Raw genomic sequence first — 22,442 nt, 5'->3', positions numbered from 1 at the left:
GTGGTCACGTGTACAACCCCCGTCCGCGCTGCAGCCGCCAGAACAGGATGCTCAGCAACAGCACGCCGAGGAAGCTCATCATCCCCATCGCCGCCGCATAGCCGAAGCGGTAGAACTGGAAACCGGTCTGGTACATGTAGTACGACAAGGTGGTCGAGGAGGTGCCCGGACCACCCTGGGTCAGGAAGGCGATCAGCCCGAAGCCCTGGGACTGGGCGATCAACGACATCACCAGCAGGAACGTCGTCGTCGGCATCAGCGACCGCCAGGTGATGGTGGTGAAGCGTCGCCAGCGCCCGGCGCCGTCGAGCTCGGCGGCCTCGTAAAGGTCGGCCGGCAACGACTGCAGGGCCGACAGGTAGATCACGCCGTGGAAGCCCATGCCGGACCAGGCGGCGATCAGCACCAGCGACAGCAGGCTCCACTCCTGCGACACCAGCCAGGTCGGCGGTTCGTCCACGCCGATGGCCTGCAGGGTCAGGTTGACCAGACCGCTGGTGGGGTTGAGCAGCAGCAACCAGACGAAGCCGATCGCGATCGTGGTGACGATGTGGGGGATGAAGAAGATCACCCGTAGTGCGGACCGGCCGAACACCGGCCCGTTCAACGCCAGCGCCAGGGCCATCCCGCCGAACATGGTCAACGGGACGCCGATGCCGGCGTAGAAGACGGTCCGACCGACCGCCTGCCAGAACTGTTGGTCGGCGATCAGGACGGTGAAGTTGTCCAACCCGACGAAGGTGATGCCGGACAACCCGGACACCACGTTCCAGTCGGTGAAGGCGATGCCCACCCCGGCGACCAGGGGGACCAGCGTGAACGCCAGGAACCCCAACAGGTTGGGCAGCAGGAACAGCCACCCCACGGTGAGTGAGCCGCCTCCGGGGCCGCGCCGGCGGGGGCGCCGCACGGCGGTCGGTGGCCCCGGGCCGGTGCTCGTCGTGCTGCTGCTCATGAGGCCCGGGCGATGGCGGCGTCGGCCTGGGTCGTCATCTCGGTGACCCACGAGTCGATCGTCCGGTCACCGAGCAAGGTCTCGTCGGTCAGCCGTCGGGTGAGCTCCAGGATCTCGCTGCCGGCGGTGAAGACGGTGTCGACGGGCAACTTGGGGCCGGGTGCGTACAGGAACTTCTGCCAGGCCTCGACCTCGTACAGGCTGTCCCGGTCGGGTCCGAGCAACTGGTTGACGATCTCCTCCTCGGTCGCCTCCCCCGGCAGTGACGGGAGGCGGCCACCCTTGACCATGTACTTGCCGGCGTTCAGCACCCAGAACTTCAACAGCTTCCACGCGGCATCCTGGTTCTGCGACTTCGGGCTGATCGACATCAGGTCACCGATGGCGCCGGTGTTCCACGGCTGCGTCCCGGCCTCGGGTTGGGGCAGCGGCATGCAGGTGGTCACGAAGTCGTGCGGGTACTCCTTGGTGTTGCTGATGTAGCGGGTGATGTGGCCCGACTGGATCAACATCGCGACCCGGCCGGCGATGAACGGCGTCTGGCTGAAGGTCTGCAGCTTCTCGGCGATGATGGTCTGCTGGTCCATCGCCACCTTCTCGCCCTGCAGCTGCTGGGCCAGCTCCAACTGCTTGCGGAACCACTCGTTCTCGAAGTTCGACCGGGCGCCGCCGTCGGTGTACTGGTGGTCGGGGCCCAGGACGGGGCGGGCCAGCTGCGGCGCCTCGAAGGTGCCGAACACTCCCGGCTTGGTCAGTTCACGGGCGATCTCGACGTACTCGTCGACGGTCCACGTCTCACCGAGGGTGATGCCGGCCTCGTCGAGCATGTTCTTGTTGAGGTAGACGTTCTGTGGTGCCTGGGCTCCCGGGACGCAGAACTGTCGACCGTTCAGTGTGTAGTTGCCCAGTGGGTCGGCGTCAACGGTGAACGTCGCCAGGTCGGGGTCGTCGGCGATCCGGTCGGTCAGGTCGAGGGCGAGGCCGGCATCGCTGCGCTTGAACAGGTTGACCGGGTTGTACGAGAAGAACATGTCGATCGGGACACCGCCGGTCAGCGAGGTGTCGAGCTTCAGGTTCCCCTGCTCGTCGTTGACGTACCGGGTGTAGGTGACCTTGATGTCGGGGTTCTCCGCCATGAACGCCGCACACAGTTCGTCCGGGCCGGACTCATTGGGGACACCACCCCACACGTTGAGCACCCCGCCGCCACCGGCGCCGGCACCGCCGTTGCAGGCGCTCAGTGCACCGGCACCGAGGCCGGCTGCCCCCAGGGCTGCGGCACCCTTGAGCAGGGTGCGCCGATCGAGACTGTTCCGGGCCATGGCTGTTCTCCTTGCAGGGTTGGTCAATCCTCGGGATGAAAGGCCTGTTCCACTCGGCGCCTGGCCTGGTGCAACAGCAGGGTGAGTCGTTCGTCGGAGTAGGTCCCGCTGGCGTCGACGAGGGCCAACGCCACCGGGTGGGGTTCGGGGGTCCGAATCGGGATCGCGCCGCCGGTCTCCCCGTCGACGTGCCAGTCCCGGAGCAGCAGCACCTCGTCGTGCAGCAGGTGTTGTGCCTTGGCCAACACCTCGGCCTCCGTGGCGGGGACGACCGCGGGGCGGCCACCCCAGCCGAACCGCTGTCGGGACGACTGCAGGATGGCGGTGGCATCGTGCTCGGGAAGGTCGAGCAGCAACCGCAGCCCCGGAGCGGAGATGTTGATCGGGAATCCGTTGGACCAGAAGGTCAGCGTGTCCGAACCACTCCGGGCCCGCAGCAGGTAGATCATCTCGTCGCGGAAGAGCATGCACATCGAAGCGCCGATGTAAGGATTCTCCTCCACGATCTCCTGGAACACCTCGCGGGGGCGGGTGATCAACGGCAGCCGGGTCGTGGCCGAGCCGAGCGCCAGCACCCCGTAGTCAGGCTCGAACTGCCCGTTGTCGCTCTTGCGGACGTAACCCACCTCTCCCAAGGTGGCAAGGATTCTCGAGGCCGAGCTCTGGTGGATGCCGATCCGGCGGCCGACCTCGGTGGCCGTCATCGGCGTGCCTTCGTCGACCAACATCCGCAAGATGTGCAGGCCACGAGCCAACGCCTGGTTGCTCTGCGCCCCGGGGACCGCGGTGATCCGCTCGGTGACCTCGGACTTGCGGGTCACCGAACGGGGCTGGCCGTCCTCGGCGGGCGCTGTGCGCATGCCAGTACCTAAGCATGCATGTCACGCATGGGGCAAGGGTTTGGGTCAGATCTCCTTGAGCCCGGGGTCTCCAGCCTCGGAACGGAGGGTGATCCGGGTGCTCGCGGTGAAGGTGTCCGGGTCGTCCACCCGGTCCAGTACGCGTACCTCCGACTGCCAGCCGCTGTGGTCGACCGTCGACCGCACGTACCCCCGTTGCAGGTTGGCGAACTTGAGGTGCGCGTTGGCGGCGTACCGGTCGAGCACCCCTTGATTCGAGTCGACGCCGTTGCCGCCGCTGCTGATCGAGGAGCACGCCAGCTCCACGCCGACGATCGACGAGTCCGGGTCGTCGTAGTCGGCCAGGATGTCGAGGTCGTAGTTGCGGTGGACGTCGCCGGTCAGCACCACGAAGTTCTCGACGTCCGCCTGGGTCACGTGGTCGATGATCCGCTCCTGCGAGATCTGGTAGCCGTCCCAGCCACCACGGGAGTAGTTGATCTCTGCACTCGGATCGGTGTCGAGCCGCCCGAACAGCACGCCCTGGGCCATCACGTTCCAGCGGGTGTCGGAGGCCGACAGGCCGTCCAGCAGCCACTGCTCCTGGGTCTGGCCGAGCATCGACCGGCTCGGGTCACGCCACTGAGGATCGGTCGGGATGACGTCACTGGCGAGCTCCGGGGTGCGGTACTGCCGGACGTCCAGCATGCTGAACTCGGCCAGGTCACCCCAGGTGAGGCGGCGGTACAACTGCGCGTCCTTCCCGGACGGTCGCTGCGCGAGCCGCAGCGGTTGGTGCTCCCAGAAGGCGCGGTAGGCGTTGGCCCGCCGGACGAACAGGTCCTCGTCGGTGGAGTCGTAGTCGTTGACGACCTCGTGGTCGTCCCACGTGATCAGCCACGGCGAGAGGCGGTGTGCCTCCATCAGGTCGGGGTCGGTCTTGTACAGCGCGTACTGCTGGCGGTAGCGCTCGAGGGTGTCGGTGCCGCGCTCGTAGCCGGACGGGAGGGCCGGCTGGTACGGCCACCGCACCGAGCTCGGTGCGACCGCGTACTCGTAGATGTAGTCGCCCAGGAAGAGCACGAGGTCGGCCGGATCCTGGTTGGCATCGGCCCAGGCATGGTAGAAGCCGGCACCCAGCGACTGGCACGAGGCGCTCACGATGTCGAGTCCGGTGACGTGCTGCCCCGGCGCGGGGGCAGTCCTGGTGCGCCCGACCTCGCTGAGGTGCTTGCCGCTGCGGAACCGGTAGTGGTACTCGCGGTTGGGCTGCAGCCCGCGGACGTCGACATGGACGGTGTGGGCGAACTCGGGGTGCGCGTGGGCCACCCCGCTCCGGACGACCTGACGGAACGACTCGTCGGTGGCGACCTGCCACTGCACCGGCCGCATCCGCCGCCCCATCCCACCGTCGGGTTCGTACGGGCTCGGCGCCAGCCGGGTCCAGATCACCACGGCGTCGGGCAGTGGATCACCCGAGGCGATGCCGAGGGTGAACGGGTGGTCGCCGCCGGCCGGGCCACCCGGAGCGGCGTGCGCCCTGCTCGGCAGGTTGGCGCCGAGACCGGCGGCGAAGGCGACTCCGGCGCCGGTGAGGAACTGGCGGCGATTCGCACGCACCGCCGCTCGGGTCTCGGCATCGGTCTCGGAGTGGGCCGAGGTTTCGGGGCGGTGCACAGGCATGAGTAGTCCTTGGGTCGTCGGGAACGCGGATCACAATGCTCCCAACGGGAGTGTGCGTCAACGGGCACGGCGGATCGAACCGCGCTGTTCACATCGCGGTTGCCCGGCCGAAGCCGGCCCGTCACCTCCGCAACTGCGGCTCCAGGTGCTGCAGCACTAGGTCGTTGTGGGCTGTCACGCCGTCGGGTTCGCTGACGTGGACGCCGTCGCGCAGTCGCTGGGCCAGCAGGTCGGGTCGGGAGGCGAGGAAGGCGTACCACTCGATGATGTGCAACCCCGGGTGGCGAGCGCTCGCCAGGTGCAGCTGGGCGTTCACCAGGCCGGTGTTGCGCAGGTCGGCCACCTGGGTCTCGATCGGCCTGGTCGTCCGGCACACGTACGCATCCCGCCACAGGATCGTCGTCCCGGTCGGCAGCAGGCCGACGGCCCGGTCGACCTGGTCGGCCACGAAGCGCGGGTCGAAGACGTTGTTGGCCCCGGCTGCCAGAACCACCACCGGCGGTGCCGGTGTGGTGTCCAACCACGCCGCCAAGGCTGCGACGGTGGCGTCGGTCGGGCGACCTCCCACGCTGTTGTAGGCGAGACGGATCCCCTGCTGGGCAAGGCGTTCGGCCAGGTCCTCCTGGGTCTGGCCGGTGATCGAGTCGCCGAACAGCCAGACGTCGGCGGCCGCCCGGTCCGCCGGTGGCGTGGTCCGTTCCGGGTTCGCCGTCCAGTCGCTCAGCTCGCCGCTGCCGAAGTTCATCGTGCCTCCACCGCTCCCAGCCGGATCTTGACCCCGTCGAAGTGTCGCCGCATCGCGGCGGCGAAGGCGTCGGTGTCGCGAGCACGCAAGGGTGTCAACAGGTTCACGTGTCTGTCGAGTTTGGGCTGGGTCGGCTCCGGCTCGGTGCCCAGGGTGTCGGCGATGTTGTTGAACGAGCGCCAGAAGATCGCCACCAACTCGAGCACCAGCGGATTGCCCAGCGGTTCGTACAGGGCGGCGTGGAACTCCGCGTCCTCGTCGGCGAAGTCCTCATCGGCCGCCGCCTTCACCCGCATCGCCTCCACGATCCTTGTCAGGGCCGCGAGCTGGGCGTCGTCGACACGGGCGACCACGTCGTGGGCCAGTCCCACCTCCAACGCCTCACGAGCCTGCAGCAGGTGCCGGATCGACTCGAGGCTCTGGTCGGCAAGCGACTGTGCGATCCGGAACGCCAGCCCACTTTCCAATCCGGCAAGGGATGCGTCGCCGACGTAGGTGCCGTGACCATGGCGAACCTCGACGATGCCGATCGCCTGCAGCCCCTTGATCGCCTCCCGCAACGGGTGCCGGCCGACGTCCAACTGCGCCATCAGGGCCGGCTCGGTCGGCAGCAGGTCACCCGGCCTGAGACGCTCGCGCAGAATGAAGTCCTTGATCTGCTCCTGGATGAACTGCCTGGTCGCGCTGCCCGTTCGACGCGGCGCCTGACTCATCTCGTTGGCTCCCTCCTGGCCCCTGCGGCCCCATCAGTCCGGCGTCGGTCAGCAGTCGCCGCACGGCGGCGACCTCGTCCGGGATGAACTCCACCCCCCGTGCAGTCACCACCACATGATCCAACACCCCCAACAGGTGGAGTGCGAGCTTGAACGCGCCCAGCGCGGCGGATCCGTGACTCATCCGCTGCTGATCCGGAACGTCGATCAGGTCGAACATGGTCAACAGCCGGTCCTGTTCGAGCCGCGCGTCGTCGTGGCGGCCCTCCCGCATCAGGTCGAAGATCCGGACGTAGCCCGCGGGGTCGACGTTGCCCAGCCCCGGAACGATTCCGTCCACCCCGTTGAACATGGCGGCGTCGGTGCAGGTCTCCGAGCCGGTGAAGATCATGAAGTCGTCCAGTCCCCGGGCCCGCCGGCCGAGCAGCAGTCGACGCAGGCTCACCTCCTGGCCACTGGAGTCCTTCACCCCGGCGATCGCACCGGACTCGGCCAACCCCAGGACGGTGCCGGGCGCCAACTTGGTGCCACCCACGCGGGAGGGGATGTCGTAGGCGTAGACGCCGACGTCGCCGGCGACATCGGCCAGCTGTTCGAAGTGCCGGGTGATCTCGATCGGGTGGGTGCTGCCGTAGAACGGGGCGGTCGCCACCGCCGCGTCGATGCCGTACGGGAGCAGTCGCCGGAGCTGGTCGGTGACCCGGGCCGTGCCGGTGTCCATCACGCCGACCGCGACCGGCACCGCGCCGGCCACCTCATCGATCGTCTCGGCCGTGACCTGTTCGCGTTGCCGGTCGGTGAGGAAGGCGCCCTCGCCGCTGCTGCCGAGGACGAACACGCCGTGCACCCCGGCGTCGACCACGTACCGGACGAGTCGCCGCAACGAGACCGTGTCGACCTCACCGCCGGGAAGCAGCGGGGTGACCAGTGGCGGGACCACCCCGGAGAGCGGTCGAGGCTGGCGGACGGGCTGGGTCATGAGTGGATTCCTTTGCTGGACAGTGATTCCGGAAGGACCGTGAACTCGAGGGTGGCGAACGACGACGCGGCGCCGGTCTCGTACAACAGGCCGACCCGGTCACCGAGGTCGACGAGATCGGAGTAGCCGGCCAGCTGCTCGGTGACCACGTGGGCCTCCCGCCACGAGGCGCCGGCGTCGGTGCTGCGGTAGATGGTCATCCGTTGCCGTTTGTCGGGATTGCTGGGCACCGACAGCAGCACCACGTCGCCGTGGGCGAGCACGCTGCCCTGGATGATCGGGGCTGTGATCACGGTGGCAGGTGCGTACGGCGCGACCAAGCTCTCCCCGCCGTCGGTCGACCAGGCCCCCACCCGCGGTGCGGTACGGGCAAGCGTTCCCTCGTGGTTGCGCGAGTTGACGTACAGCCGGCCGTCGGGGAGCTCGGTGATCGTGGTCTCGTTCGCGTTCATCTCCAGGCCGTCGTTGCGGTCGATGAAGCCCACCCGCCAGGTGTGGCCGCCGTCATCGCTGAGGATGCAGTGGGAGCCACCGAACGACACGTACGGTCGCTCGGGGTCATCGTCGTCGGTGGCCTGCCTGGTGCTGTTGCACGGGATCACCAACCGGCCGGGATGCGTGTGCTGCAAGGCGATCCCGTGGCACGGGCCGGTCGCGTACCAACCCCAGTCGTCAGGCTTCACCGTGTCGGTGACGTCGACCGGCGCGCTCCAGCTGTCGCCGGCGTCGGGGCTGCGTTGGACGAACACGCGCCGTCCCCAGACCGGATGGTTGCCACGGCTCAGCTTCTTCTCCACGTGATCGCCACCGTTGCGGCAGGTCACCAGCACCACGTCGCCGCTGCCGGGATCGACCACCGGGGCCGGGTTGCCACAGGTGAAGCCGTCGTTGTGGGTGACCACCCGAAGCGGCCCCCAGGTCGCACCTCCATCGGTCGAGATCCGTTGTACCACGTCGATCTGGCCGGAGTCGGCAGCTGAGTCGCGGCGGCCCTCACAGAACGCGAGCAGCCGATCACCGACCCGGATGACGGCGGGGATGCGGAACGAGTGGTACGGGCTGCCGGCGGGGTCGAAGACCGTGACCGGACGACCAGTGGTTGCGAACATAGGACGTACTATGTCATGGTTGCCGAGCAACGTTCAACCAGCCCAGCGCCGGGGAAGGAACACGAGATGGTGGATCGACGAGGATTGCTGGGGGCCAGTGCGGCCCTCGCCGTCGGGGGACCGTGGCTGGCCGGGTGTGCGCCGTCCAGCGGTGGCGGCGGCACCGAGCAGCAGCAGGAGAACGCAGCGGTCACGCTGCCGACGTACACCAAGTACGAGGGCGTCACCCCCGACTTCGTCGGCACCGACATCGTGCTGGACGGCTTCAAGGCCTATCCCGCCGAGCCGGTGAAGGCGATCGAGGAGCCGCCGGGCGACGGCAAGGTGATCACCTTGATGACGCACACCCCGGGGGCCCTGCCACCCGGCAAGGAGCAGAACGCGTTCTGGCAGGAACTGGACACCAGGCTGGGGTCGCCACTGGACATCTCGTTGGCACCCAACGACCAGTACACCGCCAAGTTCCAGGCGCGGGTCGCCAGCGGTGACCTGCCGGACGTGATCAACATCCCGAACAGCACGGCCCGGCTTCCCGACCTGCTCGAGGCCACCTGCATGGACCTGACCGAGCACCTGGCCGGTGACGCCGTGGCGGACTACCCGTTCCTGGCGAACCTCGGGCCGGAGTACTGGAAGGGCTGCGTCGCCAAGGGCAGGATCTACACCCTCCCGGTGCCGCGCCTGATGTCGCGGACCTCCGGGCCGTTGTATCGCGCCGATCTCCTTGCGGAGAAGGGAATCAACGATCCCGAGCCGAAGGACTTCGAGGAGTTCCTGGCGCTGTGCCAGGAGGTCAACGAGCCCAAGAGCAACCGCTGGGCGTGGTCCCGGATGCCCAACAGCTACGTCTACCAGATGCTCGGCATCCCCAACGGCTGGCAGGAGGAGGGCGGCGCGTTCACGTACTGGATGGAGGACGAGCGGGTGGCCCAGGGGCTGGAGGCACAGGTCAAACTGCTGAAGGCCGGAGTCCTCAACCCCGACGCGTTCACCGCCAAGTCCTCCACCCGCAAGCAGTGGTTCGGCGGCGGCACGGTGATCTTCGACTACGACTCCTACGTGGCGTGGAACCAGTACTACAGCGAAAACACCGCAGGCGAAGAGTTCGCGGTCGGGATGCTCGACGTCGCCCCGTTCGCCTCCGGTGCCGAGCCGGTCAACTGGCTGGGAAGTGCGCTGGACAGCATCACCGGGTTCAACAAGGACTCCGAGCACTCGGTGGAGACCTTGCTCAAGGTGGCCAACTGGATGGCGGCCGGATTCGGCACCCAGGAGTACCTGTTCCGCAAGTACGGCACCGAGGGTGCCAACTACGAGTTGGCGGGGACCGACCCGACGCCCACCCGGGAAGGTGTGATCGAGGTCGGACTGGGCATCCAGTACTTCACCGACGCGCCGATGTCGCTCTACTACCCCGGCAAGCCCGAGGTGCCCGAGACACAGCACGCGATCATGACCAAGCAGGCCGAGAAGTTGAGCCGCGACGCCTCGTACGGGCTGTACTCCGAGACCAAGGTGACCAGTTCCTCGGGTCCGTCGGGGGCGCTGAACGACACGGTCAACCAGATCGTCCAGGGCAAGCAGCCGGTCAGTGACTACGCTCCCGCGCTCAAGACGTGGCAGCAGGAGACCGGTGACGCGATGCGCGCGGAGTACGAGGAGGCGTTCGCGGCGAGCGAGGCAGGTGGCTGAGTGAGCGACACCGACACCATGGAACGGCCCGCAGCAGGTCGTTCGAAGGTTGCCGACGCGACCCGAGCCGGCACGACGAGTGGGAACAACGGGGCCCCCGGCTGGTGGCGTCGGCTGTTCAACCACAAGATGCTGCTGCTGTTCGTGCTGCCGGGCACGTTGGTGGTGCTGTGCTTCCACTACCTGCCGCTGCTCGGCAACGTGATCGCCTTCAAGGACTACCAGCCGTTCCTGGGAATCCTGGAGAGCGACTGGGTGGGGTTCGAGAACTTCGAGGTGATCTACAGCGGTGACCAGCGGTTCCTCAACGCGCTGACGAACACGCTGATCCTGACCACCATGCAGGCCGTCATGGTGTTCCCGGCGCCGATCGCGCTGGCGTTGATGCTCAACTCGTTGTTCCACGAGCGGGTCAAGCACATCGTGCAGTCGGTGCTCTACCTCCCGCACTTCCTGTCGTGGGTGATCGTGGTCGCCCTGTTCCAGCAGATGTTGGGAGGGGCCGGGCTGCTCAACAACTTCCTGCGCGCGAACGACTTCGCGACGGTGTCGATCATCGGAAACTCCGACACGTTCCGGGCGTTGCTCGTCTCCCAGGTGATCTGGAAGGACACCGGCTGGGCCACCATCCTGTTTCTGGCCGCGCTGTCCACGATCAACTCCGAGTTGTACGAGGCGGCGAGTGTCGACGGCGCCGGCAGGTGGCGACAGACCTGGCACGTCACGCTGCCCGGCATCCGTGGCGTGATCATCCTGCTGTTCATCCTGCGACTCGGTGACTCGCTCAGCGTCGGCTTCGAGCAGATCATCCTGCAGCAGGCAGCGGTCGGCAGACAGGTGTCGGAAGTGCTCGACACCTACGTCTACAACTACGGCATCATCGACGGCAACTGGGGCATCGCCGCCGCCATCGGACTCGCCAAGGGCGTGGTCGGCGTGGTCCTCGTGCTCGGTGCCAACAAGGTCGCCCACATCTTCGGCGAGGCAGGGGTCTACCAGAAATGAGCACCCGTACCGAATCCGATCCCGAGGTCCGGCGGCGTCGCAGGCGGCGCCTCATCCACGGCGTACCGGCGGCCGGTCCGATCGAGCAACTGCTGAAGGTCGTGGTGCTGGCGATCTTCTGCCTGGCGGTGCTGATCCCGTTCCTCGGCGTGCTGTCGACCAGCATCGCCCCGGCCCGTCAGGTGCAGCAGGCGGGCGGACTGGTGCTGATCCCCGAGGGTGTCCAGTTCGACTCGTACAAGGCGTTGTTCGCCGGCGGGGTGGTCACCCAGGCGCTGCTGGTCTCGGCCGTGGTCACCATCGGCGGCACCCTGCTCAGCCTGACCGCATCGTGCCTGATGGCGTACGCGTTGGCGCAACGATCGTTCCCGCTCGCCAAGCCGATCCTGATGATCGTGCTGATCGGGATGCTGTTCTCACCCGGGATGATCCCGATGTACCTGACGGTGAAGCAGTTCGGGCTGCTGAACAGCCTGTGGGCGTTGATCATCCCGACCATGGTGTCGGGGTTCAACGTGATCGTGCTGCGCACCTTCTTCACCAACCTGCCCGACCAGGTCACCGAGAGTGCCCGGATCGACGGCGCGAACGACTGGCAGATCTTCGGGTTCATCGTGCTGCCGTTGTCGAAGGCGGTGCTGGCGGTGATCGGGCTGTTCTACGCCGTCGGCTACTGGAACGCGTTCTTCAACGCGCTGTTGTACATCGACGACCAGAGCAAGTGGCCGTTGCAGCTGGTGCTGCGTACGTACGTGGTCGACGACACCCAGATCGGTGCCAGCGAACTCGGCGCCACCAGTAGCGAACTGGTGCCACCCCAGGCGTCCATCCAGATGGCGATTTTGGTCGTCTCGGTGGTCCCGATCCTGTGTGTCTACCCGTTCCTGCAGCGGCACTTCGCCAAGGGTGTGCTGACCGGGGCCGTGAAGGGCTGACGCCTCTTGAGCTCAAAGCCCCCTGAGCTCAACCCCTAAACTTGTCGAAGACCCTTGGGGTCGGGTCCGTGTCCGGTCGGCGGCCACGACGTCCCGCCCGGGCCGGTCCCCCTCGCAGGCTCGGGGGAGCCGGCCCAACGCCCGACCACACCCCGACGTCGTGGCGGCCGACCGAACCCTCAGGCGACCGGGCGCGGCTGTGTCGGTTGGCCGGGTTGTGTCAGTGCCCAGGTTGTGACTGCCCTTCGTTGTCACTGTCCTTCGTGGCCGGGGCACCAGTCCTCGGGCGGCACCTGAGCCTTGACCTGATCGATGTGGTCGCCGCAGCCGGCCCACGTCGTCTTCTCGCACTGGTCACAGGGAACCGGTTGGCACATGAGTCACTCCTCGGGTCGTGGTCCTTCCGATGCTAACCGGGTGATCCAGCACGCTCGCCCGCCCTCTCCTGATGGCGGTCCGGGGAGCACGGAGGAGGCACGTTCGGCGGTGCTGTGAGTGTTCCGTCAATTCTTGTCGGCGGCGACGTCTAGTATCGAACACGTGATGCAATACTCGGGTCCTGAGGGTGGTGCGCCGTTCGATGCGGTGGACCCGTGGGACGACGTGCCCGACGACGAACCACCGCCCCGGTTGCCACCGTTGACCCCGGAACTGGTGGTCAGTCAGCTGACCGGCAGTCGTCGGCTGCGGATGGCGACCCAGTGCAACGAGCTGATCAGTGCGACCGATTGGGCTGACCTCCATCCCGGCGAAACCCTCCCCACCACGACGGCGGCGGGCGTGGTGCCGGGGGCGGAGCGGGCCGTGCAGTTGGGTGGGGACGGCACCCCGCTGGTGGCGGAGTTCGCCGCTACGGAGCTCGCCGCACAGCTGCACTCGTCCAGTTGGGCCGGGGCCCGGCTGATCGGGGACGCGCTGGATCTGCGGCACCGGCTCCCACGCTTGTGGTCACGGATCTGTGAGACCGAGATCGAGGCGTGGCAGGCCCGCCGGATCGCCCAAGCCACCCGCCACCTGACCAAGCACGAAGCCGCATTTGTCGATGCCGCGATCGCCGACCTGCTCGGTCGGCTCCCGTGGGGACGGCTCCAAGCACTGGTCGACGCGGCAATCATCGAAGCGAACCCCGAACGCGCCGCCCAGCTCGCCGACCTGGTCGGGAAGGCCGACAAGAAGGTCCATGTCGGCCAGGCCGACGACCACGGCCTCACCACCGTCTACGCCCGGGTCGATGCCGCCGCCGGGATCTGGCTCGACGCGATCATCGACCGACTCGCCGACCTCCTCGCCGCTCAGGGTGACGAGTCGAGCAAGGACAACCGCCGCGCCACCGCGCTCGGCCTGCTCGCCCACCCCGCGCGAGCCATCCAACTCCTCACCACACCCGTCGCCGGCGAAGAAGCCGGAACCGACACTGCTGGACCGGACACTGCTGGACCGGACACTGCTGGAACCGACACTACTGGAACCGACACTGCTGGAACCGACACTGCTGGACCGGACACGGCTGCACCGGACACGGACGACAAGGACACTGCCGGCACGGACAGCGGTGCGGGTGACGACGACGACCCGGATCTGTTCGACGCCCCGGAACCGCCAGAGCCTGACCTGCCCGACCCCGACGGTCCGGAACATCCGTGCACCCCGGGTCGGCCGTTGACCGAGGCCGAGATCATCGCCGCCGTGCGACGGCTCGACCCGGCCAAGCTCCGGCCCCGCGTCCTGCTGAACCTGCATCTGGCTGAGCAGACCGTCCGCACCGGCACCGGTGTCGCCCGCACCGAAGGCATCGGCCCACAGGCAGCCGAACAGGTGCGCGCCTGGTTGGGTGACTGCACCATCCTCTTGCGGCCCGTCATCGACCTCCCCGCCGGACTCACCCCGGTCGACGCGTACGAGATCCCCCAAGCAATGCGCGACCACATGCGGCTCCGGCAACCCGTCAGCAGCTTCCCGTTCGCCGCGAGCCGCGGACGACTCGACCTCGACCACACCATCCCCTACCGGCCCGGTTGTGGTCCCGGGCAGACCCGGATCGCCAACCTGGCCCCGCTGTCCCGGCTGGAGCACCGATTGGTGACCCACGGTGACTGGTCGCGTCGACAACCCGAGCCCGGCACACTGTTGTTCCGGGCGCCCCACGGCCACATCTACCTGGTCGACCACAACGGCACACACCCACTCGGCACCACCAGCTTTGCCCAGGCCGTGTGGAACACCGCCACGCCCGAATGACCCGGCACGACCAGGTGTCACCGGGCACGACCAGTGACCGCCGGGCCCAGGCCAAGCAGGCGGGCCCGGGCGGCCGTACCCCTTGAGCCCGGCTCACCGAACGATCACACGGTGAGCCGGGCTGCCAGCCTGCCCTCACGAGCGTTCGGCCCGGTCACTGCCGAGGGCGGAGCCGATCGGTCGGTACGGGCAGGGTGACGCGGTCTCCGTACATCTCACTCGGCCGGTCGACGAGCTTGGCGAAGTCGGCGTTTGCGACGACGATCCGCTCCCGGTCGCATTCGTTGATCACCACCCGGCTCCACGAGCCGTCGTCACCCCTCAGCTCCCAGGTGTCGGCGAGGTAGGACAGGCCCAGGCCCTCGAGGACGTCGGCGGCCCACCACTCCTCACCGCCCTCGTCGGCCAGGGGGTGGCCGAACAGCGTCACGGGCAGCAGGTCCCCGTTCGCGGTGGGCTGCAGATAGCCGATCAGCTCGTCGTCATCGGTGCGGTGGTAAGGAATCCAGTCAGCGGGGATCACGCACGCCACTGCACCAGACCCCGACGGCGGATGTCATCCGGATATTTCCTGTCGACCTCACTCGAATCGCCGCAGGTAGCTGGCCACGACGGCCTCGTCAAGGTCGTCGACCTCTGGTGCGACGACCTTTCCGCCACTGCGCCGGGCGAGCTGGTCACAGAACTCCACCAGCGCCGGTTCGTGGCCGAGCCGGAAGATGGTGATCCGGGTACGGCGTCGGGTCGCCTCGTCGAGCTCGGTCACCGCGGCGGCGATCGTCTCCGGCAACGGCGGGTACCAGAAGAAGGCCTCCCCGTCGGGTTCGAGGTGGGCGGTCGGCTCACCGTCGGTCACCACCAGCAGCACCGGTTGCGCGGTCGGGTTGCTCGCGAAGAACCGGTTTGCCAGCAGCAGTGCGTGGTGGAGGTTCGTGCCCTGCAGGTTGTGCTGCGGTGGCAGGCCGGTCAGCTGCGCGACATCGGTGACCTGGGCATACCGGGAGAAGGTGATCAACTCCAACGCATCGTTGCGGAACCGCGTACTGATCAGGTGGTGCAGGGCCAGCGCGGTCCGCTTCATCGGGACCCACCGGCCTTCCATCGCCATCGAGAACGAGGTGTCGACCAGCAACGCCACGGCCGCCCGGGTCCGCGCCTCGGTCTCGACCACCTCGATGTCGTCCAGCGCCAGCTCCGGCGCTCCCGGATCGGCGGCGCGTCGCAGTCGTGCGTTCATCAGCGTCCGCGACACGTCCCACGACTGGGTGTCGCCGAACTCCCAGGCCCGGGTGGCGCCGCTCGGCTCCCCGGCGAGTCCGCCCTGGCGTACGTCCCGCTGGCCGGTGCGGCCGGCGAGCCGGTCGGTGACGTCGCCGAGCAGGGTACGGCCGAGCTGCCGCATCGCCGCCGGGGACAACTGCAGCCCGCCCTGGGCGTCGCTCACCAAGAGGCCCTCGTTGCGGAGCATCCGTTCGATCTCGGCGAGGGTCTGCGCGGTCACCACCGCCTCGCTGCCGAGGTGTCGCTCGACAAGATCAAGATCGATGTCGTCGGTCCGGGCACCGGCGTGGTTCTGCGCCAACTGTTCCGACAGGGCATCCAGTTCGGCGAGCTCGGCCAGCACCGAGGTCGCCTCACCCGACCCGAGCGGTTGGTCGCCGCCGAACTGTTCCGACTCGCCCCACCCGGCGTCGGGCCGCAACCCCTGCAATGTGGCGTCGAGCTCGGCCAACTGCTGGGTGAGTTCGGGGGTGCCGAACGCCTGCTGGGCCAAGGCGTCCAGCTCGGCCCGCTGCTCGGGCGACATCGACTGCCGCATCCGTTGCGCTGCGGCCGCCCGGGCCGCGAGGGCGTCGATCAACTCCTCGACGGTCCGCGGGTTTTCCGGGAACAGGTGGCCGTGATCGGCCATGAACGCCGCGAACCGGGCGGCAGTGTCCTCCCCGCGGGCATGGGCGGCGAGCAGGCCGTTCAGGTCCGTGAGCATCTTCGACACCGCTGCCCGGTCGGCATCGTCGGCGTTCTCCAGCGCCTGCTTCATCCCGGCGAACCTCTGGTCGAGCTCCTCTCGGCCCAGCAGGTCACCGATCTGGCGGTACGTGGCCTCGGCCTCCGGGCTCCGCCACCGGTAGTCGGCGAGGTCCCGTACGGCGGCCGCCGTGGAGTCGGGGAGTTCGGCCAACTGCAGTTCGGCGAACCGGGCGTCGTCGTCCAGGTCGCGGGCCAGCTGCCGGCGTTCGGTCAGCACGGCCCGGTCGAGCAGTTCACGTACCTCGTCGAGGGTGCCGCCGAGTCGGTTCCGGTCGAGGTGCTGACGGCGCTGCCGGTTGAGCCGGGCGGCCAGGTCGTCCAACCCCCGACCAGGCCGGTCGCCGCGGCGCAGGTACTCCCGCAGGGCCGCCTCGGGGGAGCGGCCGGCCATCACGTCGTCGGCGATCGCCCGCAACGCCTCCGTCGGGTCGACCGGCGGCGCGAGCGGATCCGGACCACCGTGGAAGCGGCGGTACCGGGAACGACGTCGCCCCCACCGGTCCATGATCAACTCCTCGGTCGGTCCTCGATCAGCCGTACGTGCTGGTGCCGTCGTCGGCGTCGTCCTTGGCGACCCGGCGGGCGAGGTAGAGCGCCTCCAGGGCCAGCTCGACCGCAGCGGCCTGCTGCCCGGGGCCCTCGGCGTCCAGCAGTTCGGCGATGTGGGCGAAGGTGCCGTCGCCGGTCTCGGGCAGCGAGTCGAGCAACGCGGTCGCACCGACCCGCGGGCCGGTGACGACCTCGGCCCCGTCGGCCATCGCGTCGATCACCGGTCCGAGGTCGAGTCCCCGCAGCCGATGGCGGGCCGTCTCGGCGACCGCCAACCGCAGCAGGTGGTCGGTGACGTCGGCCTCCCGGCCCTCCTGCCCGGACTCCCACTCGATCTTGCCCGCCAGCACCGGGACGGCCGCGGCCAGGTCGACCACCCGGGCGACCGCCTGCGGTTCACCGAGCACCGTCGCCCGGTGCAGCGCCGCGGCAGCAACCGTCTCGGCGCCGGCGATGGTGTAGCGGGCCGAGACGCCCGAGCGTTGGTTGACCTGGGCGGAATCGCGCAGGTTGCGGGTGAACCGGGCCAGGATCTCCAACAGGTGGTCCGGCACCTCGGCGACCAGCTGCGCCTCCTGGCTGATCATCGCGACCTCGTCGGCCACCTCGAGCGGATAGTGGGTGCGGATCTCGGCACCGAACCGGTCCTTCAGCGGGGTGATGATGCGGCCGCGGTTGGTGTAGTCCTCCGGGTTGGCGCTGGCCACCACCAGCACGTCGAGCGGCAGCCGGAGCGCGTACCCGCGGATCTGGATGTCGCGTTCCTCCATCACGTTCAACATCGCGACCTGGATGCGTTCGGCCAGATCGGGCAGCTCGTTGATCGCCACGATGCCGCGGTGGGTCCGCGGGATCAGTCCGTAGTGGATCGTCTCCGGGTCGCCCAGGTGTCGGCCGGCGGCCACCTTCATCGGGTCGACGTCGCCGACCAGGTCGGCGACCGAGGTGTCGGGGGTGGCGAGCTTCTCGGCGTACCGGTCGTCGCGGTGCCGCCAACTGATGCGCAGGTCGTCCCCCTGATCGGCAGCCAGCCGCCTGCCTTCGGGGGTGATCGGGTCGTACGGGTGCTCGCCGAGTTCGGTGTCGGCGATCACCGGCGTCCACTCGTCGAGCAGGCCGACCAGGCTGCGCAACAGTCGGGTCTTGCCCTGACCCCGTTCGCCGAGCAGCACGATGTCGTGGCCGGCGAGCAGGGCCCGCTCGACCTGCGGCAGCACGGTGTCGGTGAAGCCGTGCAGCCCGGGCCACGGATCCTCTCCGGCGGCCAGCTTGTTGATCAGGTTGTCGCGGATCTCCTCGCGCAGCCCCCGTTGGGTGTGCCCGGCGGCCCGGAGCTCTGCCACGGTGGTGATCTCGGGAGGCTCGGTTCTGCTCACGTGCCCAAACTACGCGGGGTGCCAAGGCCGGTGGGCCACCCTGCGGCTAGCGTGTGGACCTGCACGGCTGACTGAGGAGTGAACATGACGGCACCGGTCGACACCGGACACGGCTACGACTACCTGCCCGGGGTCGGCCAGTACTCGGTGGGGGTGATCGCCCGGCCCGGTCATGCGATCACCCGCGTACGGCTGGCCGAATCGCTGCCGCACGACCTCGCGTTCGAGCTGATCAGTGCCTACCTGACGACGCTGGGGCTGGCCGGCGGCGCGTTGTGCTCGGTCGAGCTGCGCTCCCCCGAGCAGCTCACCGACGAGGGCTTCGCCGACTACAACCGCCGCTACCTGGCCTCGCTCGACCAGCTCGACATCGACACCGCCGTCGGCAGCCCGGTCGCCCGCAGCATGGTCGTGCCGGTGCAGGATCCGCCCGAGGACGTGTCGGTGTACGCGTTCGGGTACGCCCGGCGGCTCGAGAACGGCGAGGCCGTCGCCCTGGCCGGGCTGGACCGGACGTTCGTGGTGTCGGGCAGCGCCGAGGTCAAGGAGGGCAAGGGCAGCTACACCGACCACATCGAGTCACGCGGTGACGTGTCGCCGGCCGGGCTGGCCAGGAAGGGGCACTGGGTGGTCGGCGAGATGGGTCGCCGGCTGAAGCTGCTCGGCACCGACTGGTCACAGGTCACCGGCACCCACGTCTACAGCGTCCGTGATGTCGGATCCGTGGTCAGCACCGAGGTCCACCCCGTGACCGGTCGACCGGTGACCTGGCAGTTGTGTGCGCCGCCGATCATCGACCTGGAGTACGAGATGGACTGCCGGCGCATCGGGACCGAGTTGGTGCTCGAGCCCGCCGCGGTCTGAGTCACCATGTCCGGTCGAGTACTGGTCGTCGGGTCGCTCAACCAGGACCTGCGGCTGTCGGTGCCGCACCACCCCACCTCGGGCGAGACGGTGCTGGCCGGTCCGATCGAACGCGCCTTCGGCGGCAAGGGAGCCAATCAGGCGATCGCCGCCGTACGGGCAGGGGCGCGGGTCTCCATGGTCGGCGCGGTCGGTGACGACGGACCCGGGAACGCCTACCTGGCAAGGCTTTCGGCGTACGGTGTCGACGTCGGCTCGGTGCGGGTCCACCCCGACCGGCCGACCGGGACCGCGGTGATCAGTGTCGACGATGCCGGGGAGAACATGATCATCATCTCCCCGGGTGCCAATGATCAACTTGGTGTCGACGACCTCGCGGTGATCAAGTCCTCGAGCGCGGCGGACGTGGTGCTGTTCTCACTCGAGGTGCCGGTGCCCGTGGTGATCGAGGCGACCCGGATCGCCGCCGACCGGGGTGCCAGGGTCGTCGGCAACCTGGCCCCGTACGCCGATTTGCCGGCCGCGGTGCTCGACCGCTGCGATCCGGTGGTGGTCAACGAGTCCGAGCACGCGGCCCTGCTCGCCGCCGGGCTCCGGGCAGGCAGCCTGTTGGTCACCTCCGGTGCCGAAGGATCGACCTGGGGCGAGGTCATGGTGCCGGCTGAGTCGACCGAGGTGGTAGACACCACCGGGGCCGGGGACGCCTACGTCGGTACGCTCGCCGCCCGGCTGGCACTGGGTGACGGGCCGGAGCAGGCGATGCGAGCCGCCACGGCGGCCGCAGCAGAATGCGTACGGCATGGGGGAGCGCAACCGCTGTAGTGTCTCAGATCAAGGTGTGGGACACGCCGTCATACTGCCGTGGAGGATTGATGTGAACCTCGAGATCCGCAGTCACGAATCACGCGAAGGCTGCCAGACCATTGAAGTAGAGGTCGATAGACCCGTTTCACATCCCAGGGCTCTGGTCGACACATTGCGGGAGCAGTTGAGAATACAAATCTCTGAGGACGTGGTTGCTGAGGGCAACCCCACTCCTTCTGGTGGCCAGTTGTGGGTTGTCCGGTTCAGATCAACAGACCGCAGTCGCTGACCGGCCTCAACCGATCCGCGGCCGCAGCACGTCCATCCCACCGTCGACGGCCAGGCTGACCCCGACGGTGGAGGTGCTGGACGGCGAGGCCAGGTAGGCCACCGCCTTGGCGACCTCGTCGGCCGAGACCAGCCGGCCGTGCGGTTGCCGGGCGGCGAGGGCCGCGCGTTCTGCCGCCGGGTCCGGGGCGGCGTCGAGCAGGCGTCCGACCCATGGGGTGTCGGCAGTGCCGGGGGAGACGCAGTTGACCCGGATCCCCTCGGGCAGGTGGTCCATCGCCATCGCACGGGTGAGGGACAGCACGGCTCCCTTCGACGCGGAGTACAGCGCACGCTGCGGCAGCCCGGTGGTCGCGGCGATCGACGAGGTGTTGACGATGGCGGCCGCCGGCGACTGTCGCAGATGGGGCAGGGCGGCACTGGTGACGCGCACGATGCCGCCCACGTTGACCTGCAGCACCTTCACCCATTCGGCCTCGTCGTTGTCGGCGACCGTACCGGCGGCCCCGATGCCGGCGTTGTTGATCACGATGTCCAGCCGACCGAATTCGGCGACCACGCGGGTCACGGCGGCCTCGACCGAGGCGGTGTCGGAGACGTCGCAGCTCACCGACAGGTGCCGGTCGCCGGGTGCCGGATTCAGGTCGAGTACGGCGACCCGCGCGCCGCGGTCGGCCAACTCGTCAGCGACGGCGAGCCCGATGCCGGAGGCACCTCCGGTGACGATGGCGGTGAGCTCGGCGAACTCGGTGGTGGTGGTCACAGTGCTGCTTCCCTTCGATCGAGCCGTCTCGACGGGCTCGACGGCCGTCCGGCGAGCGTCTGGGACATCATGCCGTGACACGCGGCGGACCCGGTGGTCGGGCCGCATCGTGGTGGCGCGACAATGTGCACTGGATGTCGCCGGACCGGTGACGCCGGCGGAAGGGGATCGATGACCGGCTTCTCGCTCGGCGACCTGGCTCTGGGCGTCTCGACCGCGGCGACCCAGATCGAGGGTGGCGACCGCAACAACAACTGGTACGACTGGGCCCAGCGGGGCCACATCAAGGACCGGTCGAGTCCTGACACCGCGGGCAACCACTGGGAGGTGTGGGCGTCCGACATCGAACTGCTCGACGAACTCGGCATCCGGCACTACCGGATGAGCATCGAGTGGAGTCGGCTGGAACCCCTGCAGGGGCAACACGACCCGGTGGCACTGGAGCACTACCGGGCCGAGCTGACCGAGCTGCGGCGACGTGGCATCCGTCCGCTGGTGACCCTGCACCACTTCAGCCATCCGAGCTGGTTCGAGAGCATCGGTGGCTTCGAGCACGCGGACGGGGTCACCCACTTCCTGCGCCACGTGCGCTACGTGGTCACCGAGCTGGCCGACCTGGTGCAGGACTGGATCACGATCAACGAGCCGAACGTCTATGTGACCGGGTCGTACTTCACCGGCCTGTGGCCGCCGGGAACGCACAACTGGGCGTCGGTGGTGCGGGTGTTCAACCGGCTGGCGACCGCTCACATCCTTGCCTACGAACTGATCCACGAACTGCAGCCGGACGCGACGGTCGGCGTGGCGTTCCACCTGCGCACGTTCAAGCCGGCGCTGCCGTGGAGTCCGTGGCACCTCGGGTTGGCTCGGATGCTGCAGTACCTGTTCCAGGAGGTCATCGCCGAGGCCATGTGCACGGGCGTCTTCCCGTACCCGTTGAAGCGGCCCCGCGGGATCTCGCCCGGCAAGTACTACGACGTCGTGGGGATCAACTACTACACCCAGTCGACGATCACCCGCTTCGACGACGGCACCGCCGAGGGTGTCCCCGTCAACGACCTCGGCTGGGAGATCATGCCGGCCGGTCTGGTGCAGGTCGCCCGCTGGGCGAACCGCAACTTCCCCGGACCGATCTGGATCACCGAGAACGGCACCTGCGACAACCATGATCGTTTCCGCAGCCGCTACATCCATGATCATCTTCGGGCGATCGTCGAGTCGGAGTTGCCGATCGAGCGCTACTACCACTGGTGCTTCATCGACAACTGGGAGTGGGACGAGGGATCGGTGCCCCGGTTCGGGCTGGTCCACCTCGACCACGCCAGCAAGGCGCGGACCATCAAGGAGTCGGGTCGGTTCTTCGCCGAGATCATCGCCAACCGCGGGGTGACCGAGACGATGTACGACCGGTGGGTCCGTCACCAGTACTACCCGAAGACGGAGTGGCACCTCAGCCGGAACCCGCGGCTCTGAACGGGCCCGTCCTACCGCCGATTCGCGTCGCGGCCGGATCTCCCGTACGCTGGAGCAGTTGCCCGTGGTGCCGAACGTG

General features: G+C 68.4%; 19 protein-coding genes. 7 read left to right on the top strand and 12 right to left on the bottom strand.

Annotation, left to right across the window (positions count from 1 at the left end; genetic code table 11):
- Positions 1-4 precede the first annotated feature (4 nt).
- The 8 genes from ACQBAU_RS17855 to ACQBAU_RS17820 form a co-directional block, all read right to left on the bottom strand.
- Complete coding sequence (locus ACQBAU_RS17855) at positions 5-955, bottom strand: carbohydrate ABC transporter permease (RefSeq protein WP_465256997.1); 951 nt, start codon at positions 953-955, stop codon at positions 5-7.
- Positions 952-2,277, bottom strand: a complete 1,326-nt coding sequence (locus ACQBAU_RS17850; protein ID WP_465256998.1) for an ABC transporter substrate-binding protein — start codon at positions 2,275-2,277, stop codon at positions 952-954. The genes ACQBAU_RS17855 and ACQBAU_RS17850 overlap by 4 nt, the downstream gene beginning before the upstream one ends.
- 23 nt (positions 2,278-2,300) lie before the next feature.
- A complete protein-coding gene (locus tag ACQBAU_RS17845; protein ID WP_465256999.1) occupies positions 2,301-3,137 on the bottom strand; it encodes a helix-turn-helix domain-containing protein in 837 nt (278 codons plus the stop codon).
- A gap of 45 nt (positions 3,138-3,182) precedes the next feature.
- Entirely contained in the window at positions 3,183-4,799 is a 1,617-nt protein-coding gene (locus ACQBAU_RS17840) for an alkaline phosphatase D family protein (protein WP_465257000.1), read from the bottom strand.
- A 121-nt stretch (positions 4,800-4,920) separates the two neighbouring features.
- On the bottom strand, positions 4,921-5,544 hold the full coding sequence (locus ACQBAU_RS17835; protein WP_465257001.1) for an SGNH/GDSL hydrolase family protein: 624 nt from the start codon (positions 5,542-5,544) through the stop codon (positions 4,921-4,923).
- Positions 5,541-6,257: a FadR/GntR family transcriptional regulator gene (locus ACQBAU_RS17830; protein ID WP_434549728.1), complete on the bottom strand. Its 717-nt coding sequence runs from the start codon at positions 6,255-6,257 to the stop codon at positions 5,541-5,543. The genes ACQBAU_RS17835 and ACQBAU_RS17830 overlap by 4 nt, the downstream gene beginning before the upstream one ends.
- A complete protein-coding gene (locus ACQBAU_RS17825) occupies positions 6,160-7,236 on the bottom strand; it encodes a dihydrodipicolinate synthase family protein (protein WP_465257002.1) in 1,077 nt (358 codons plus the stop codon). The genes ACQBAU_RS17830 and ACQBAU_RS17825 overlap by 98 nt, the downstream gene beginning before the upstream one ends.
- Positions 7,233-8,345, bottom strand: coding sequence for a sialidase family protein (locus ACQBAU_RS17820; protein ID WP_465257003.1), 1,113 nt, complete (start codon positions 8,343-8,345; stop codon positions 7,233-7,235). Before ACQBAU_RS17820 ends, ACQBAU_RS17825 begins: the two co-directional genes overlap by 4 nt.
- A 66-nt stretch (positions 8,346-8,411) precedes the next feature.
- Between ACQBAU_RS17820 and ACQBAU_RS17815 the strand changes: the two genes are divergently transcribed.
- The 4 genes from ACQBAU_RS17815 to ACQBAU_RS17800 all read left to right on the top strand — a co-directional run bounded on the left by ACQBAU_RS17815 (position 8,412) and on the right by ACQBAU_RS17800 (position 14,215).
- A complete protein-coding gene (locus ACQBAU_RS17815; protein WP_465257004.1) occupies positions 8,412-10,037 on the top strand; it encodes a type 2 periplasmic-binding domain-containing protein in 1,626 nt (541 codons plus the stop codon).
- Positions 10,038-11,042, top strand: a complete 1,005-nt coding sequence (locus ACQBAU_RS17810; protein WP_465257005.1) for an ABC transporter permease — start codon at positions 10,038-10,040, stop codon at positions 11,040-11,042.
- A complete protein-coding gene (locus ACQBAU_RS17805; RefSeq protein WP_434549723.1) occupies positions 11,039-11,977 on the top strand; it encodes a carbohydrate ABC transporter permease in 939 nt (312 codons plus the stop codon). The genes ACQBAU_RS17810 and ACQBAU_RS17805 overlap by 4 nt, the downstream gene beginning before the upstream one ends.
- 543 nt (positions 11,978-12,520) lie before the next feature.
- Positions 12,521-14,215 (top strand): DUF222 domain-containing protein, encoded by a 1,695-nt coding sequence (locus ACQBAU_RS17800; protein WP_465259519.1) that lies wholly within the window; start codon positions 12,521-12,523, stop codon positions 14,213-14,215.
- A 154-nt stretch (positions 14,216-14,369) separates the two neighbouring features.
- Here ACQBAU_RS17800 and ACQBAU_RS17795 read toward each other — a convergent pair whose 3' ends face one another.
- From ACQBAU_RS17795 to ACQBAU_RS17785, 3 genes are read right to left on the bottom strand one after another with little or no spacing between them, the layout of a single operon-like run.
- Positions 14,370-14,738 carry a hypothetical protein gene (locus ACQBAU_RS17795; protein WP_465255391.1) on the bottom strand — a complete coding sequence of 123 codons (369 nt, stop codon included), beginning with the start codon at positions 14,736-14,738 and terminating at the stop codon, positions 14,370-14,372.
- Between the two features lie 57 nt (positions 14,739-14,795).
- Entirely contained in the window at positions 14,796-16,751 is a 1,956-nt protein-coding gene (locus ACQBAU_RS17790) for a VWA domain-containing protein (RefSeq protein ID WP_465255392.1), read from the bottom strand.
- 25 nt (positions 16,752-16,776) lie between these two features.
- On the bottom strand, positions 16,777-18,171 hold the full coding sequence (locus ACQBAU_RS17785; protein WP_434549720.1) for a sigma 54-interacting transcriptional regulator: 1,395 nt from the start codon (positions 18,169-18,171) through the stop codon (positions 16,777-16,779).
- Between the two features lie 84 nt (positions 18,172-18,255).
- Here ACQBAU_RS17785 and cnbZ point away from each other — a divergent pair, with 84 nt between their 5' ends.
- A complete protein-coding gene (gene cnbZ / locus ACQBAU_RS17780; RefSeq protein ID WP_434549719.1) occupies positions 18,256-19,035 on the top strand; it encodes a 2-amino-5-chloromuconate deaminase CnbZ in 780 nt (259 codons plus the stop codon).
- Positions 19,036-19,041: 6 nt separating this feature from the next.
- Positions 19,042-19,857, top strand: coding sequence for a ribokinase (locus ACQBAU_RS17775; RefSeq protein WP_465255393.1), 816 nt, complete (start codon positions 19,042-19,044; stop codon positions 19,855-19,857).
- A gap of 277 nt (positions 19,858-20,134) precedes the next feature.
- Here the strand turns inward: ACQBAU_RS17775 and ACQBAU_RS17770 are convergent, their stop codons facing one another.
- Positions 20,135-20,890, bottom strand: a complete 756-nt coding sequence (locus ACQBAU_RS17770; protein ID WP_434549717.1) for an SDR family NAD(P)-dependent oxidoreductase — start codon at positions 20,888-20,890, stop codon at positions 20,135-20,137.
- 171 nt (positions 20,891-21,061) lie between these two features.
- Between ACQBAU_RS17770 and ACQBAU_RS17765 the strand changes: the two genes are divergently transcribed.
- Positions 21,062-22,363 (top strand): glycoside hydrolase family 1 protein, encoded by a 1,302-nt coding sequence (locus ACQBAU_RS17765; protein ID WP_465255394.1) that lies wholly within the window; start codon positions 21,062-21,064, stop codon positions 22,361-22,363.
- The last annotated feature ends 79 nt before the right edge of the window (positions 22,364-22,442 follow it).

It is taken from the genome of Carbonicoccus niuqiaonis, assembly GCF_050157065.1.
In the GTDB taxonomy this organism is placed as follows: domain Bacteria; phylum Actinomycetota; class Actinomycetes; order Propionibacteriales; family Propionibacteriaceae; genus Avipropionibacterium.
Note: the sequence above shows the minus strand (reverse complement) of the source record. Positions and strands in the feature narration are given on the sequence as shown.

What these genes read in the sequence shown, in the direction of transcription:
- ACQBAU_RS17855 (WP_465256997.1), bottom strand. Translation starts at nt 955, where the DNA reads ATGAGCAGCAGCACGACGAGCACCGGCCCGGGGCCACCGACCGCCGTG.
- ACQBAU_RS17850 (WP_465256998.1), bottom strand. Translation starts at nt 2,277, where the DNA reads ATGGCCCGGAACAGTCTCGATCGGCGCACCCTGCTCAAGGGTGCCGCA.
- ACQBAU_RS17845 (WP_465256999.1), bottom strand. Translation starts at nt 3,137, where the DNA reads ATGCGCACAGCGCCCGCCGAGGACGGCCAGCCCCGTTCGGTGACCCGC.
- ACQBAU_RS17840 (WP_465257000.1), bottom strand. Translation starts at nt 4,799, where the DNA reads ATGCCTGTGCACCGCCCCGAAACCTCGGCCCACTCCGAGACCGATGCC.
- ACQBAU_RS17835 (WP_465257001.1), bottom strand. Translation starts at nt 5,544, where the DNA reads ATGAACTTCGGCAGCGGCGAGCTGAGCGACTGGACGGCGAACCCGGAA.
- ACQBAU_RS17830 (WP_434549728.1), bottom strand. Translation starts at nt 6,257, where the DNA reads ATGAGTCAGGCGCCGCGTCGAACGGGCAGCGCGACCAGGCAGTTCATC.
- ACQBAU_RS17825 (WP_465257002.1), bottom strand. Translation starts at nt 7,236, where the DNA reads ATGACCCAGCCCGTCCGCCAGCCTCGACCGCTCTCCGGGGTGGTCCCG.
- ACQBAU_RS17820 (WP_465257003.1), bottom strand. Translation starts at nt 8,345, where the DNA reads ATGTTCGCAACCACTGGTCGTCCGGTCACGGTCTTCGACCCCGCCGGC.
- ACQBAU_RS17815 (WP_465257004.1), top strand. Translation starts at nt 8,412, where the DNA reads ATGGTGGATCGACGAGGATTGCTGGGGGCCAGTGCGGCCCTCGCCGTC.
- ACQBAU_RS17805 (WP_434549723.1), top strand. Translation starts at nt 11,039, where the DNA reads ATGAGCACCCGTACCGAATCCGATCCCGAGGTCCGGCGGCGTCGCAGG.
- ACQBAU_RS17800 (WP_465259519.1), top strand. Translation starts at nt 12,521, where the DNA reads ATGCAATACTCGGGTCCTGAGGGTGGTGCGCCGTTCGATGCGGTGGAC.
- ACQBAU_RS17790 (WP_465255392.1), bottom strand. Translation starts at nt 16,751, where the DNA reads ATGGACCGGTGGGGGCGACGTCGTTCCCGGTACCGCCGCTTCCACGGT.
- cnbZ (WP_434549719.1), top strand. Translation starts at nt 18,256, where the DNA reads ATGACGGCACCGGTCGACACCGGACACGGCTACGACTACCTGCCCGGG.
- ACQBAU_RS17775 (WP_465255393.1), top strand. Translation starts at nt 19,042, where the DNA reads ATGTCCGGTCGAGTACTGGTCGTCGGGTCGCTCAACCAGGACCTGCGG.
- ACQBAU_RS17765 (WP_465255394.1), top strand. Translation starts at nt 21,062, where the DNA reads ATGACCGGCTTCTCGCTCGGCGACCTGGCTCTGGGCGTCTCGACCGCG.